Here is a 13,136-nt window from a genome sequence, read left to right as displayed (position 1 = left end):
GCTAATTGAGCAACTCTGGCAAATTTGAATGGAGGCATTCCAATGAAACCCCGCTTCGTTGTTCTTCCAGAGAAAGGAATCGAAAATGGCAAGTGGACTGGCAAGCTCGTTTATGAGGTCCACGATACTCAGGGGCTGCAATCGTCAACGCTTGTTATCTCGTATGACTCAGAGGAGGCGGCTCAACGCCACTGCGATCGCCTGAACAATGAGGAAGCTGGTAATTAGCAGTAAACCTGCATCTAGGCCCCTTGCCAGCCTGCTTTTTAGCCAGTTAGATGCCCGCGGCTCCCGGTGTTGGCGTCGATGAGATGGGCATGCTCCGGGTTATGGATGCTGCCGGTGTCGGCGAGGATCTCGCTTTGTACCCAGTCCCACACACCGGTGGCCGGGTGCAGCGTGAGCCATAGGGATTCGAGCAGGTCAGCCGGCGGCATTGGTCTGATCATCGATCACCTAGGGGAGAGTTGCTGCGAGAAGTTGCCCAGCCACGTAGCGAATGAGGCCGAGCAACCATTCAGATTACTCGGTGGCAACAAAATACTGAGTGTTACTGCCAAGCGCGTAAATCACCGACATCGCAATCTCAACCACTGCTTGCGATGTTTTACTATCGTACAAGCTGTTCATCGCAGCTAACCGTTCGCCATCGATGGCGGTCACAACACCGTCAGCGTCAATCCTGATCTCGGCAAAATTTGCATATCCAATTCGACCGTCTTCGTAGGTAAAGGCCTTCTCGAATATGTAGCGAATTTGCACTCGATCGTCTAAGAGCGATGGCACAGAAACCACCCTGCCCTCGCCGAAAGGCGTACTGAACCTTGCGCCTAAGCCAGCTTCGACAGGCTCAAACGATACCGCTAGGTTCGCTTTTGTCCTCGGATCGGCAAAATATTGCGCAAACACGGCCTGAACCTCCGCAGCCCATTCCGTTGCTTTCAAAAGGGCCCGCTGGCTCCGCATCAATCCTGAGTGTTGGTCCTGCGTCAAACGCTTTGTCATCCCGCTACCTCCAATGTTGTAGGAGCGAGGATTATGGCGTAAAGATGGCCTTGCGCCACTCCTAAGGAGTCACCCGATTGAGGGCCTCATCAGCCTTGTCAGCGGCCTGGGTGGCAGTGGTCGCAGCCTTCGACGCTTTGGTCGCGGCGCTCTCGGCCTTACTGGTCAGCTCATCCAGGCGCTTGTCGCGCTCTGCCATAGCAGCATCGTAGGCGGCCCTGATCTCGGCCACCTGGTTGGCCTGGGTCGTGGCCATCGACCAGAAGGCCGACTGCCAGCCCAGGACCGCCCCGCCGGTGACCAGCAGTGCAGCGATGATCCAGACCTCCGCCCGGCGCCACCAGCGGCGGGCTATGAATTCAAGTGCGCATCTGTCCATCAAGAAGCACCTCCCAGCTTTCCGCGCAGGCGGGCGATCTCATCGCTCTGCGCAGCTACGCGCTCATTGAGCTGGCCGACCTGGCTGGTCAGGGCTTCGATTTTGCCCTCCAAGCGCCCTACCGTGGCCACGAGGTCGTTCCGCTCCTTGGCGAACTGATCGGCGCGAGCCTCGGCTTCTTTCCGGGCCTCGCGCTCGATGTCGAGCAGCTCATTCAGGCGCCGGACGACGCCAATGTCGGCGGTGTCCATTGCCCGGTCCGTCGCATCCCTAGACAGCCACTTGCGCAGCCAGAGAAAGCCGCCCAGCAATACAGTGCCCGTTCCGCCCAGCCAGGTGGCTGTGCCTGGGCCGAGGTCGGTCGGGTCCATTCAGTATTCCTTCGGGTACGTCAGCGTAAGGCCACTCTCTTGATTGACCCTTATCGATTGGATTGCCTTTGGCAGGGGGGTAAGATCACTGGAGCAGAATGAACTGCGACTACCCTAAGGGAGACCACCTTGGCCAAATACGCTATTGCGTTCGATCTAGATAACAAGCAGATGGAGGCCGATGGACTGACAAAGTCCAATATCGTCAGTGTCTACCAGCGTGAGATCCCTACTGCTTTCAAAAAAGCAGGGTTCGACGGCCATTTGCAGGGTTCGATTTACCACACCGAAAGTGAGCAAGATCAGATTTCGATCCTGATCGATCTCAAGGGTGTGCTTCAAGAAAACGCCCCGAATTTTTGCAAGTATGCAAATCGTATCCACATCTTCCGACTTGAGGATTGGTCTGACGTGACAGCAAAGCTGTCTACTAGGCCGAAAGCAGATGAGCCTTCTGGAGTGGAAGAGTTGATGGAGCAACTATTCAGGGAAGTGAACACTTAATTATCTGGCGCAGCGGGAGGGCCTATCCAGGCCCTCTCGAGGCAACAAAAAGCCCGACACGATGGCCGGGCTCTGCTCTTCAATCCTCAAAACACGTAGGAATGACAGGATGAACAAATAATGTTGCATCGTTGCACGGGTGTCAAGCGGCATCTGCCATCAAAACGCCTTCCCCCTGAAGTATCTTGCTAGACGCGACCAAGGCCTCGGCAACCATCTCGTCCAGCACTTTTTCGATGCCCTTCTTCCACCGCCAGTACGTGGTCCGGTTCAGGCCCTGGCCATCCCAGGTGTTGATGTCGTAGAACTCGGCCGGCAGTACGATCATGTCGGTGGAGCGCTTCACGTACTGCTCACGGCGCGCCTGACCGGCTTCCTCTGGCATTTCGCCGCCAGCCAGGTGCTTGATCACGCCGGCGTTCAGCGACTCCCACTCCGCACGCTCACGGGCAGACCGGCTCGCGATCTCGTTGCCCGACTGCGCCTGCACACCCTTCACCGGCGGAATTGCCCAGGCTGTAACCGACTTGTACCGGAACAGGTTCGGCGCCTGCGTGGCAATCAGCGGCACCAGCTTGCCGATCGCCTCCACCTTCTTGGCCTTGTGGGTGGAAAACCTGGCCGTCAGCGCGTTCCAGTGCCGCGGGATCAGCTTGCTGTGCAAGCGGGCATGGACCCAGCAGTCCACAAGCATCGCTGCATCCTTCCCGGTGATCTCCCCCTTCAGCTTCGAAGCCTGGACCTTGGGCTCGAAGTCGCCTCCCCCGACGCCGCTCATGGTGTCTGCTGCAAGGGCGCGAACCACTGCTGCCAAAACGCTCTGGTATCTCATCGTGCTTGCTCCTTCTGACGGCGGTTCACGGTCAACTGGCCGCAGACTGCGTACCAGGTGGAAGTGATAGCCAAGGCCAGCAAAATGACGCCGGCAGTGTCTTGAATGGTCCAGGTCATGCTGCTGCCCTCCGTAGGTCTTTGAGTTTTTGCCTGTACAGGGCCTTGATGGCCTGCAGATCTGCGATGGTGTAGCGCCGGACTGAGTGGTCCCTTTCGAGGGCCTCTACAGCCTCCAGGCCAATGCGCTCGATGAGTCCGATCCGGTAGTCCGCCACGTTGCCGGACAGGTACCGGTTGTCGTGCTTCGACTGGGCGTGGCAGTTGTTCTCGTCGAAGCGCAGGTGTGGCGCAGCACCGGTGCTGCGGTAATGGCCGGCGTCGACCGCGTTGCCGTTCCAATCGAGCGCTCGGCCGCTGGAGATGCAGCGATACCCCGCCAGGCGGTCCCGCTCGCGGATGTACGCGTTGAACGCTTGCTGGGCCTCCCGCAGGTGGTCCCCCTTCGACTTCAGCTTCTCCCGGCGCGCCTGCAGGTCCTGGCGGGCCTGCTTGGTGATGGCCTTAGCCGCCACCTTTTGCACCTTCGAATCCTTCGACATGGCCAGCGCACAGGCGATGGAACACACCTTCTGCGTGGACATGGCCGGCTTGAAGCGCTGGCCGCAACCTGGTGCCTTGCACTTCTTCGGTTTGATCTTCTTGGTAAGGCTCATGCCGCCTCCTCGCTCAGCAGATCGCTGAACACCACCCCACGTGCCGAGAAATCCGCCACGATGCGGTCGGTGTAGGCGATGCCCTGGGCGCGGTTGAACAGGCTGGTCACCGGCATGCCATCCGGGCCGAACAGCGTGCAGTCGCCCATCATGTCCAGCTTCTCCTCGTAGGAGAGGTGGCGCATCACGCGGTACCAGGCCGCTTGGAAGTCCTGGTCTTCGTTCAGCAGGATCTGCACGCCGTGGTGCAGCTTGCAGTACTTGCGGGCCTCCGATGCGTCACCGATCTGGGTCATCTCGGAGATGCGCTTGTAGAACGCGAACCACAATGCGTTTTGATCCAGGGTGCGGTCCTTGCCCGGGCGCATGCTTACCACAACGAACCTCTTCTCGCGGAACATGCCGGTGAGCATTGTTACGGCCTCGGACAGTTTGGCCTGGCAGTTGACGCTGATTTTCTCCGTCATGCCGCCACCTCCTGCAGTTGCTTCTCCGCGGCACGCACTCGTGCGGTCAGCTGGCTGATCTCGTCGAGCATGCCCAGGGCTACCTCCTCCACTGTCGTCTCGCCCAAGAACTCGTCCAAGGCTTCCGTGTGGCGCTCGAGGGCATCACTGCCAGCGCGCCAGGAGGCGACTACCGACCACAGCAGGGGCTGGAGCTTTTGCTTGTCGATGGTCATGGACGGCCTCCTTCCAAGCGAACGGTTAACTCAGCCATGCAGTCCCCTTGATCAACTCTTTTTGGATTTATAAAATCTTGTGCACCGGCCTCGAGCCCGTTGAAACCTTGCGGAAAAGTGTCATCGCGGGTGAGAGGCCGATCAGTTTTCCTGATCAAGACTTCATTCTTCATACCCCTTCCCCGGCCGGCTGCTCGGCGCGCTTGATGTTCAACTTGGTCAGCAGGTGTGCACGGCACGCGGCGGCGCTCGATGGGATCTGCTGGAGGTCCAGCAGCCGGGCCTGCCGTTGGCTGGCGTACTCGTCTGCCAGCTGTGCTTGGCTTTTCTGGCTGTCGTGGCCGATGCCGGTGGCGATGTCGCCCAATGGCTCGCCGGCCACCAGCATGCGGATGGTGATGTCATAGGCCCGGGCGAATACCTTCTCGGCCCGCTCCACCTCCATCGAACCCAAGTTCTGCGGCTCGCACTGCAGGGCCGCGTGGCGCACCGCTGCGTGCGACCAGCTGCGGGAACCTGCCCTGCTGGGGTGGAAGTTCTCCAGCGCCTCTGCCAGGGCCCGCGCAAGCGGCGGTATGCCCATCTCTTCCGGCGTCGGATGGCACAGCTTGATGAACTTGCCGCTGCTCGGGGCGAAGTCGGTGCCCAGCACCCGGCACTTCTGGATGCCGAAGCGAATCTGCTCGAGCGTGTTGATGCCAGCGGCGACGAAGGACTTGATCCAGCTGCGCTTGGCAGCCTTCAGCGCCTCGTCATCCGGCCAGGCCTGCTTCCACGCCGGGAAGATGGCCTGCAGTTCCTTGAACAGGGCGTTGACCACTTCGGTGGTGCCTGGGTCCAGCTGCTTGGCCGGAGCTTGCGCGTCAGCAGGCAGGTTGCGGGCCGTGGCCATGATCTGCGTTACGCTCTTGGGAGCGATCGGCGTGCTCATAGCGCCCCCAGGTCATCAGCCCATGTGGTGTCGTTGAAATCTGGACCATTGCCCTGTCGCCGGGGTGGGAACGGGTGGACATTGCCGGGCGCCGGCAGCTCGTCGTCCCAGCGCTTGCCGTTCATCCAAGTGGCCGGATGCGGGATGAACTGGCCGCCATCCTTGGTCCAGTCAGCAGACACAGCCCAGGCGGCCAGTGCGGTGGCCATGCGGTCGAACAGGTCGGCGTCGACCTTGAGTTTTTCCCAGGCCTTCTCGGCGTTTGCCTTGCCCACCTTGCGCGGGTAGAGCTTCCAGAATCGAGTGAACAGGTCGGCGTCATCGCCAGATGACGAAGTCTTTTGATCTTGTTCTTTATCTTCTCTTCTCTTCTCTTCTCTGGTCCGCGTTTTGTCCGCATCACCTGCGGACGAATTGCGGACAGCATTCGCTTTGCGCGACTCGCGCTTGCGCTCGCTATCATTTGCACGGCGCTTGGCGCTGGCCCCGTTGTGCTCATCAAAGCGAGGCATGACAAGGCTTCCAGCCTCATCGATATCCGCCCATTCGACATCAACCATGGCCTGGGTGAAGCCCGGCCAACCGATCACCGCATCCATCGCGTCCGTGGTGTAGCCGTGCAGCACACCGTCAGCAGAATGGGTGTCAAAGATGCTCCAGGCGACATGCAGTCCGCCAATCACCCGCAACCTGTCCGCACGCAATGCGGACACCATGCGGAAAACTTTCGGATGGGTCTGAAGATCCACGCGCATTTTGATCCAGTCTCCGGCCATTACGAACGTCCTACGCCGACCAGGCCGGCGAGCTCAGGGAAGCGATCCACGTACCAGTGAGGCTGCGTCTCGCGCGGGGATTGAGGGCTGGTCAGGTTCTTGCCGAAGCGCAGCCCTTTGTCGGTGATTGCCCAGAAGGTCACCATTTCCTGCTTGGAGTTCTTGCGCTGCATGACCTTGATTAGGCCTGCCTGTTGCAGGGCCTTGTTGAACGATGCTGGGGACATGCGGATGCCGTTGTCCTTCAGCAGCGAGGTCAGCGCTTTGGTAGGCAGCGAACTCCCTCCTGCTGCGTCAGGGGGCGCATCCACGGCATAGCCGGGCAGGAATTTCGGGTCGAGGCAGTTATTCATGGCGATCTTTGTCAGCATCTGCATCTGGCACGACGCAGCAGGCTTCAGCAGGCGCGTGAAGCATTCCATAATGGCGATTTCGCCGATGACCTTGGTGCCGTTGGCCATCACCGCCTGGCGAGCCTCGGACTGTTCTTCCAGCTCCCGCCAGCGCCGGATCACCCTCATGCGCAGCGCCGGGCTGTAGCCGGTTAGCAGGCAGTCGGTGTGCTCGCGATCGAGCTGGTACTGCACCTGCTCGCGGTTCCGACCATCCAGGTAGATGTCCTCAAAACTGAGGGGATCGACCTTCAGGTCCTTGAGCATGGCAACGACATCTCGTTTTACGTTGTCGTGCCGCTTGCCGGTAAGGTTGGCGATCTCGCGGGATGACATCGTGCGCGCCACAGAATCGTGGGTTGCGTTTTGTGGCGCGCCCCTGGGGAGGGCCTGTACACTTTGGGTCTGCATATGCATAATTCCCCTTCAGAGTTTTGTATTGCAGAGAGCCGGGCCGCGAACCCGGCTTTTTTGTCTCTGCGATTTGGTGTCCCTCATGAGGGACTGGCGCCCGGGTCCCTAATTAGGGATCAGGCGGTTACCTTGGCGCCGCGAATGGCACCACGTTGTTGCTCTTGGGCTTGCCCCGCTGGCCGAGGAAGTGCGTGGTCCTTTTCAGGATCTGCGCGGCCAGCTCGTCGGTGCTGACACCGACCTCCTCCGCCCAGGCTTCCAGGTCCGCAAAGTCATCCCTGCGGAAGCGGGCGACCTCCACGTCGTGCTGCTGGACTGCTTCATTTGCAGGCGACATCTGTCCTCCCAATACCCTATTCAGGCCCTGGCTTTCTTCTCGTTGATCAGCGGCAGGTGGCCGTGCTCTTTCTTGAACGCCAGCGCGGCCAGGATGATTTCCCGGGCCAGCACGCTGTGCTGGGCCTTTTGCTCCAGGGCGTACCCCTTCAGCTCGTTGAAGTCCTCGTCATCCAAGCGGACCTTGACCTGGTGGTCGTGGCGGTGAGCTTTGTCGTCGTAGGCCATCGGGTTATCCCCTGCGCGCTGTTCAAATCGTTCGGGCTTATTAGTTACGGGCCAGGGCCTATTCAGGCCTTTCGATGAAACGGCGTTACTGCTCCCCGCGGGCTGCGGGGCTTCGTTCGGTTGGCCAGTTCACGACGGATCAGCTCGGACGCGAGAGCTTCGGGACTAACGCCCCGCCTCATCGCCTCTCGCTCCAGCTGCTCCATCAGTCCCTGGTCCAATCCGATCTCTTCAATCGGCATGGGGCCTCCTACGGGCCTTCAGGCCACGTGCTGATCGCCGGTATTCTCCGAAGCCAGGGCGGCCAGCTGAGCCTCAAGCAGCTCACGGCAGAGCACAGCGCGCTGAGTACGATGAAACTTGGCCAGCGCCTGAATCAGTTCGAACGTGTCCTCATCGACCCGGACCTTGATCTCGCGGTCATGCAGGTGCTTGGGATTGGCGTACATGCGGGGATTGCTCCTTGCTATGGAAATTGAGTTACGCGGCGCCCTTGAGCGCTTTGCGTGCAAAGGGGATAAGGTCCGGGCGCAGGCCAGCGATCGTGATTTCGCCGTCCGATGCGTCTTGCAAGCGCTCAGCAAGATCGACGGAAGCCTTCCGATGACCACCTGCGAGCTGCCAGAGATGGCCGACAGTGGTCTTCGCTGCAGCTGCTACATCCCGCCGGCGCTCATTGGTGGCGGTAGCCAACCATTCACGGAGGTGATCATTCATGTGGGTTCTCCTTACACATATGGCGAAATTTAGCTCATGGCTAATTTTCGAGCAAGGGGAATTTAGCTTTGCGCACATTTAGCACAGGGCTAAACACTGGCATTCTTCGCGCCATGGATATCTACGAAATTCGCAAGCACAACCTGGTCAAGCTGATCGGCAGCCAGAGAAAAGGGTCCTGCGCGGAGCGCTGGGGGATGGCTCCTGCGCACCTGAGCCAGATCCTCTCCGACAAGACGGCGAAGAACCTGGGCGACGACGTAGCGCGCCGGATCGAGGAGGTTGAGGGGCTGCCGCGAGGCTGGTTCGACTCGATCCCGTCGGGCGACGACGGGCAGCCACTGGCTGAAGCTCTGGACAGCAAACTGTCGGCTGCTGACCTGGTAAAGCAGATGCTCGCGAAGAGCGGGAGAGGCATTCCTGAAGAAACTCGCCAGAGGCTACTGGCTGCGGCCGAGGAACCAGCTCCTGCGGTCGCTCCAGCCGACAGCGGAGTAGTCAAGGCAGATTTCAACCGCCCCGGCCTGGTCGGCGATGAGGTGTGGATCGCACATTACGACGTGCGCGGCGCCATGGGCGGCGGCGAACAAACCCATGATTTCCCCGAGATGCTACAGGACGTGCGCGTCAGCCCCCGGCACCTGCGTGAGCTGGGTGTTGAGTTCAAGGAGCACTACCACCTGAAGCTCGTCACCGGCTGGGGTCAGTCAATGGCGCCGACGATCAAGAACCGCGATCCGCTGATCGTCGATGTCAGCATTCGCGATTTCGCCGGCGATGGGATCTACTACTTCTCATGGGGTGGTCATGAGTACATCAAGCGGCTACAAATAGCGGACGACGAGTACTTTGAGATGATCTCGGACAATCCTAAGCACAAGGATCGGATGATTCGCAGGGAAGAGACCTACATCCAGGCTCGGGTGCTTCTCGTATGGAATGCTCATCTGGTTTGAACCATGTAAAGAACGAGCCCGCTAAAGCGGGCTCTTTTCTGCCTAGTGATAGCCTTTGGCCATAATGGTAGAATTCTTTTTTTACATGGAGATTGTCATGCGTAGGGTAAGTACCGCATTACTGCTTGTCGCTATAGGCCTCACATCAGGTTGTTTCAAGAATGAATTAAGCCCTGAAGAGAAGGCGCTCGTTGACAGCCTTCGCACAGAGCTCAAAGCCACGCAGTCAGAACTCAATGACGCGAAAGCAAAGGATGCAACGCTGTCGGGTGGACTGATGAAGGCCCTAGTTGGCATTCGTGTCGAAATACTCGGGGCCAATGTGGGCTTGCTGGAACAGCGCCTCAATGCTCTCGAATCCGGATCTCCCATTAAACAAGTCACACAGGTCAGCAAAGCTGAACCGGAGCTGGCTAAAAAACTTGAGGCAGAGATCTCCGTCGCGAATGAAGATCTAGCTAAATCTCGAGCTGATGCCGCCGTCACCGGAGGATTGGTCGGCGTGATGAAAGCGGCAGGCGTGGCCACCAAAGAGCAAACGCTTGCGATGCTCCAGCAGAGGTACTTAGTTGCGAAGTACGGTCTGAGTCTGCCATTACCTCCCGTGCAGGCAGTGCCTGCTACTGCTGAGGTCGCGCCCAAAGCTCAGGTCAACTCGCCGCTTCCAGCGGCAGGGAAGCAAGCCCGTGAATTACCTGCAGGCAGTGGACCTTTCGGTCTAGAGGCCGGATTAAGTAAAGACCTGATTGAGAGGATGACCGGGCAGCTGCTTACTGTAGAAGACGAAGCTCAGAGCCTCTACATGCTCGAGTCTCCACCTAAACCCAACGATGCCTTTGAACAATATGGTCTTATCATTTCTCCAACGGTCGGGCTGTGTCAGATCCGCGCCATTGGTAAAACAATCAGTACCAACGATTACGGGCACCAGCTGCGTGATGCGTTCAATGGCCTGCAATCGGCATTTACTACCGTCTATGGAAAACCCCAGGTGCTAGATGCTCTTATGCCAGGAAGTATCTGGAAGGACTCTCGAGACTGGATGATGGCATTGCGAAAGAAGGACCGTTCGCTGATTGCAGAATGGAAGTCGACTCAGTCGGTCCCTCTCAAAAGCGATGTGAAAAACATCACCATGGTTGCCCGCGCTCAAAACACTGATAAAGGCTACATAGTGGCTCAATACTCATTTTCTAACGAACCGACATGCGAAGCTGAAGAAAATCAGCGAACAACTGGTTCGCTTTGAGTCTCCAGTAGCAAGGAAGCCCGCCTGACTGGCGGGCGGGCTTTCGCATTAGAATGGAGCCTCTTCGGCCCCCTCAACCTCGCTGTCCTCCTCGATGATGAAGTCGTCCCGCTCCTGAAGCGCGCTTCGTTCCCACCTCACGGTCACCGTGCCATCGTCATTGAACGTCAGATCCAGCTCGGGCACTTCAGCGATCAGCCCGATCACCTCCTCCCACTCTGCCTCCCCGTCCGTGTCCAGGCGATGGATCGTCACCCAGCGCTGCGTCTGTGCGATCGGGTGATTGAGCATGGACGACACCCTCAGGCTCAGCTTCTCTAACCCGGTCATTTCCTGACGCTGCTTCGGCGCCGCATTGTTCTGCTTGGACATAGTTCCATCTCCGAAACTGTATATTCGTACAGTGATTTCAGAATCATAGCGCAGTGCTAAATCTCAGGTAAAGGCCCTGCTCAAGAAGCCCAGCCATGGAGGCATTTTGTCGCTCGGCGAAAATAATTTAGCGCCGAGCTATTGACGATGCTTTAGCTCTTGGCTAAATTTCACCTCAAGCAGTCACCAAACAGGGACTGCCGAGGCCCTCCCCGGCCGCCGCTCTTTAGCGACATACCTTGCCGGATCGACACCGGCCCAGATTCAAGGCAGCGATGGACAGGCCTCAACAGTCCAGAGGGGTGGCAACTGCCCCGGGCGTGCAGCGTAAAGCGCCGAGTTCAGTTATCCAGCGGGAGAACAAGCCGAAAGGCCCGCGGCTGGAGGAACAACGAGATTAGAGCCAGCGACCGACGCCAGTAGCGGGTCGCGGCAGATTTCCTCGATGCCCTTCTCGCGAGGGGTATCAGGGAAATCAACCCAGAGAAAGGAGCTCTTCATGAGCGGATTCACCAAAGGCCAGGCCGTAATCCTCACAAACCCGCGCGGTACCGAGAAATCAGGAAAATTCGTGGAAACCACTAACCTCGGCCACCGCCGTGGCGGTGGTGAGTACCTGGTCGTCGATGTCGATGGCAAACAGCTGAAGGCGCGAGCGAGCAAGGTGCGCGCAGCCTGATCTTTCCTTCATGCCGCTTCAATGAGGCGGCATTTGCCCGCATCGCCTAAGCCCGCTTGGAGAGTTGGCTGGGGAATGCGAGCACGCATCGCAAGGAGACAGTCCCATGACGGTAAACATCAACAATCTAACGATCACCACCCCCGTGCCGGTATCTTCAACAAACCCTGTCGCTCTCGAAGTGAGCGGCGCGGTGGCGATCGCCCAATACCCGAGCGTCGTACAGGTTTTGAGCGACGGCTCAATCAAGCTCTCGGCACCAACCAAGGGCGCCTCGAGCAAAAGCACACATCGGACCCGTTGCGAGTGGTCCGAGTCCACCGACTGGACCCTGGCCAGTACTCCGAATCACTGGAATCGTCAGCAGATGACGCTCACCAAGGTCAACTCGGCGCAGAAGGTGGTGATCTCGCAAATGCATGTCCGAGGTGATGACAGCCCACCGGTGAAGGTGTTCTGGAACAAGGGGAATATCACCATGGGTTTCCGCACCACGTACAACCAGGCCACGCCAGTGAACTCGACTGTGCTGAAAGGAGTGCCACTCGGGGAGAAGTTCACCGTAAGCATCCACGTCACTGCGAAAGGGCTGGTCACCGTTGCAGCTCAGTGCAACGGAGTATCAGGCTCGTCCGGCGCCCTGCAACTCGACGACACCTGGGACTCTCACCTCTTCGAGTTCCACGGTGGGGTCTACAACCAGATTGATTACAGCAACTCCACCCCTGCCGAGGATGGATCGATCTGCATAATCAGCAGCCTCTCGCTGACACATAGCTGAACCATGACAGCCGGAAAGACGGCCCGATGCCCTGCTCCCCATCGCAGGCTGCATCGTAGTGTGATCTGTGAGACGTGGCCGCTGAAACCCAAGCGCCTAGACGGATGCGCCGAAACGCGGAAACGGGGCGCTCAACACCAGATTACACCCCGATGCATCTTCGAAGCAGTCAATAAAATTGAATCAGCGAGCTGCCTGCTCGGTCAGGAATTATGAACGTGGTAAATCTGACGAGGTAACAGCAATGACTATCCAGGCAGAGACACTCGCTCAACTGACCAAAGCTCTCCAAGAGCGCGGCATGAAACTCGTAACAGACGTTGCATTTACCAGAGCGCCATACCGGCGAAACCACCGCTGGACTTGCATCGTAGAGTAGCAATCCTCCTTGCCGGCGGCTCGGGCTAAGACCCCACCGCCGGCCCCCTTCAGCGTCAACTCCTGCAATTCCCAACATAAACATCCCCTTCCCTTCACTTCGACCGCATTGGCAGGCGCCAGGCCACCTTTCACGGTGGGTTTGGTCACCCGCGCCTGGCTCCTGGCCAATGTGGTTGGCTACCGAGGTTCAGATGAGCAAGTACACAGAGTATGACCAGCAACTGCTGACCCTCATTGATGGCGGCTGCAGAGACTTCGATAGCATCTGCCGCCGCACCACCAAAGAAAACGCACAGCTCTGTGGTAGTCGCGACCCTTGGCGCGTTCCGGACGCGCGCCTTCAAGCGCTGCGCAAAGCCAGCAAGATCGCGTTCGACCGCAGTCGGCGCGTCTGGTACCGCGTCATTCCCGAATAACTCACCACCTGGAGGCGACC

The 13,136-nt window shown here is 58.7% G+C and carries 24 protein-coding genes; 7 read left to right on the top strand and 17 right to left on the bottom strand.

What is annotated here, in order from left to right; genetic code table 11:
- The first annotated feature begins 42 nt into the window (after positions 1-42).
- Positions 43-228, top strand: coding sequence for a hypothetical protein (locus B3E94_RS09595; RefSeq protein ID WP_286913264.1), 186 nt, complete (start codon positions 43-45; stop codon positions 226-228).
- A 38-nt stretch (positions 229-266) separates the two neighbouring features.
- Here the strand turns inward: B3E94_RS09595 and B3E94_RS09590 are convergent, their stop codons facing one another.
- From B3E94_RS09590 to B3E94_RS09575, 4 genes are all read right to left on the bottom strand, one after another.
- The gene (locus tag B3E94_RS09590; protein WP_286913350.1) at positions 267-449 is read right to left on the bottom strand and encodes a hypothetical protein; all 183 of its coding nucleotides are present in this window, start codon (positions 447-449) and stop codon (positions 267-269) included.
- 73 nt (positions 450-522) lie between these two features.
- The gene (locus B3E94_RS09585; protein ID WP_286913263.1) at positions 523-1,005 is read right to left on the bottom strand and encodes a hypothetical protein; all 483 of its coding nucleotides are present in this window, start codon (positions 1,003-1,005) and stop codon (positions 523-525) included.
- Positions 1,006-1,066: 61 nt separating this feature from the next.
- On the bottom strand, positions 1,067-1,384 hold the full coding sequence (locus tag B3E94_RS09580; protein ID WP_286913261.1) for a hypothetical protein: 318 nt from the start codon (positions 1,382-1,384) through the stop codon (positions 1,067-1,069).
- Positions 1,384-1,755, bottom strand: a complete 372-nt coding sequence (locus B3E94_RS09575) for a hypothetical protein (protein WP_027919792.1) — start codon at positions 1,753-1,755, stop codon at positions 1,384-1,386. The genes B3E94_RS09580 and B3E94_RS09575 overlap by 1 nt, the downstream gene beginning before the upstream one ends.
- A 129-nt stretch (positions 1,756-1,884) precedes the next feature.
- On the opposite strand from B3E94_RS09575, the gene B3E94_RS09570 reads away from it, so the two are divergent.
- Positions 1,885-2,259 (top strand): hypothetical protein, encoded by a 375-nt coding sequence (locus B3E94_RS09570; RefSeq protein ID WP_286913260.1) that lies wholly within the window; start codon positions 1,885-1,887, stop codon positions 2,257-2,259.
- A gap of 142 nt (positions 2,260-2,401) precedes the next feature.
- Here B3E94_RS09570 and B3E94_RS09565 read toward each other — a convergent pair whose 3' ends face one another.
- From B3E94_RS09565 to B3E94_RS09510, 12 genes are all read right to left on the bottom strand, one after another.
- On the bottom strand, positions 2,402-3,091 hold the full coding sequence (locus B3E94_RS09565) for a hypothetical protein (protein ID WP_286913259.1): 690 nt from the start codon (positions 3,089-3,091) through the stop codon (positions 2,402-2,404).
- The gene (locus tag B3E94_RS09560) at positions 3,088-3,210 is read right to left on the bottom strand and encodes a hypothetical protein (protein WP_286913258.1); all 123 of its coding nucleotides are present in this window, start codon (positions 3,208-3,210) and stop codon (positions 3,088-3,090) included. The genes B3E94_RS09565 and B3E94_RS09560 overlap by 4 nt, the downstream gene beginning before the upstream one ends.
- Positions 3,207-3,806, bottom strand: coding sequence for a recombination protein NinG (locus B3E94_RS09555; protein WP_286913256.1), 600 nt, complete (start codon positions 3,804-3,806; stop codon positions 3,207-3,209). The genes B3E94_RS09560 and B3E94_RS09555 overlap by 4 nt, the downstream gene beginning before the upstream one ends.
- Positions 3,803-4,273 carry a hypothetical protein gene (locus B3E94_RS09550; RefSeq protein WP_286913255.1) on the bottom strand — a complete coding sequence of 157 codons (471 nt, stop codon included), beginning with the start codon at positions 4,271-4,273 and terminating at the stop codon, positions 3,803-3,805. The genes B3E94_RS09555 and B3E94_RS09550 overlap by 4 nt, the downstream gene beginning before the upstream one ends.
- Positions 4,270-4,488 carry a hypothetical protein gene (locus B3E94_RS09545; RefSeq protein ID WP_286913254.1) on the bottom strand — a complete coding sequence of 73 codons (219 nt, stop codon included), beginning with the start codon at positions 4,486-4,488 and terminating at the stop codon, positions 4,270-4,272. The genes B3E94_RS09550 and B3E94_RS09545 overlap by 4 nt, the downstream gene beginning before the upstream one ends.
- 169 nt (positions 4,489-4,657) lie before the next feature.
- Positions 4,658-5,419, bottom strand: coding sequence for a replication protein P (locus tag B3E94_RS09540; protein WP_286913253.1), 762 nt, complete (start codon positions 5,417-5,419; stop codon positions 4,658-4,660).
- A complete protein-coding gene (locus B3E94_RS09535) occupies positions 5,416-6,195 on the bottom strand; it encodes a Pyocin large subunit-like protein (protein WP_286913252.1) in 780 nt (259 codons plus the stop codon). Before B3E94_RS09535 ends, B3E94_RS09540 begins: the two co-directional genes overlap by 4 nt.
- Positions 6,195-6,923, bottom strand: coding sequence for a Rha family transcriptional regulator (locus B3E94_RS09530; protein ID WP_286913251.1), 729 nt, complete (start codon positions 6,921-6,923; stop codon positions 6,195-6,197). Before B3E94_RS09530 ends, B3E94_RS09535 begins: the two co-directional genes overlap by 1 nt.
- Before the next feature lie 202 nt (positions 6,924-7,125).
- A complete protein-coding gene (locus B3E94_RS09525) occupies positions 7,126-7,338 on the bottom strand; it encodes a hypothetical protein (RefSeq protein ID WP_286913250.1) in 213 nt (70 codons plus the stop codon).
- Between the two features lie 20 nt (positions 7,339-7,358).
- Entirely contained in the window at positions 7,359-7,565 is a 207-nt protein-coding gene (locus tag B3E94_RS09520) for a hypothetical protein (RefSeq protein ID WP_286913249.1), read from the bottom strand.
- A gap of 260 nt (positions 7,566-7,825) precedes the next feature.
- The gene (locus B3E94_RS09515; protein ID WP_027919780.1) at positions 7,826-8,014 is read right to left on the bottom strand and encodes a hypothetical protein; all 189 of its coding nucleotides are present in this window, start codon (positions 8,012-8,014) and stop codon (positions 7,826-7,828) included.
- A 31-nt stretch (positions 8,015-8,045) separates the two neighbouring features.
- Entirely contained in the window at positions 8,046-8,282 is a 237-nt protein-coding gene (locus tag B3E94_RS09510; protein WP_027919779.1) for a hypothetical protein, read from the bottom strand.
- A gap of 113 nt (positions 8,283-8,395) precedes the next feature.
- On the opposite strand from B3E94_RS09510, the gene B3E94_RS09505 reads away from it, so the two are divergent.
- Together B3E94_RS09505 and B3E94_RS09500 are read left to right on the top strand one after the other, a co-directional pair.
- Positions 8,396-9,238, top strand: a complete 843-nt coding sequence (locus B3E94_RS09505) for a S24 family peptidase (RefSeq protein ID WP_286913245.1) — start codon at positions 8,396-8,398, stop codon at positions 9,236-9,238.
- A 97-nt stretch (positions 9,239-9,335) separates the two neighbouring features.
- The gene (locus B3E94_RS09500; protein WP_286913244.1) at positions 9,336-10,487 is read left to right on the top strand and encodes a hypothetical protein; all 1,152 of its coding nucleotides are present in this window, start codon (positions 9,336-9,338) and stop codon (positions 10,485-10,487) included.
- A 48-nt stretch (positions 10,488-10,535) separates the two neighbouring features.
- On the opposite strand, the gene B3E94_RS09495 is transcribed toward B3E94_RS09500, so the two are convergent.
- Positions 10,536-10,859, bottom strand: coding sequence for a DUF1654 domain-containing protein (locus B3E94_RS09495; RefSeq protein WP_286913243.1), 324 nt, complete (start codon positions 10,857-10,859; stop codon positions 10,536-10,538).
- Between the two features lie 499 nt (positions 10,860-11,358).
- Here B3E94_RS09495 and B3E94_RS09490 point away from each other — a divergent pair, with 499 nt between their 5' ends.
- The 3 genes from B3E94_RS09490 to B3E94_RS09480 all read left to right on the top strand — a co-directional run bounded on the left by B3E94_RS09490 (position 11,359) and on the right by B3E94_RS09480 (position 13,116).
- Entirely contained in the window at positions 11,359-11,538 is a 180-nt protein-coding gene (locus B3E94_RS09490) for a hypothetical protein (protein WP_286913242.1), read from the top strand.
- Between the two features lie 106 nt (positions 11,539-11,644).
- Positions 11,645-12,319, top strand: a complete 675-nt coding sequence (locus tag B3E94_RS09485) for a polysaccharide lyase family 7 protein (RefSeq protein WP_286913241.1) — start codon at positions 11,645-11,647, stop codon at positions 12,317-12,319.
- 572 nt (positions 12,320-12,891) lie between these two features.
- Positions 12,892-13,116 carry a hypothetical protein gene (locus B3E94_RS09480; protein ID WP_286913240.1) on the top strand — a complete coding sequence of 75 codons (225 nt, stop codon included), beginning with the start codon at positions 12,892-12,894 and terminating at the stop codon, positions 13,114-13,116.
- The last annotated feature ends 20 nt before the right edge of the window (positions 13,117-13,136 follow it).

The sequence above is a fragment of the Pseudomonas sp. UBA6315 genome, from assembly GCF_002438125.1.
Taxonomy (GTDB): domain Bacteria; phylum Pseudomonadota; class Gammaproteobacteria; order Pseudomonadales; family Pseudomonadaceae; genus Aquipseudomonas; species Aquipseudomonas faucium.
This window is presented reverse-complemented; position numbering and strand designations above follow the sequence as displayed.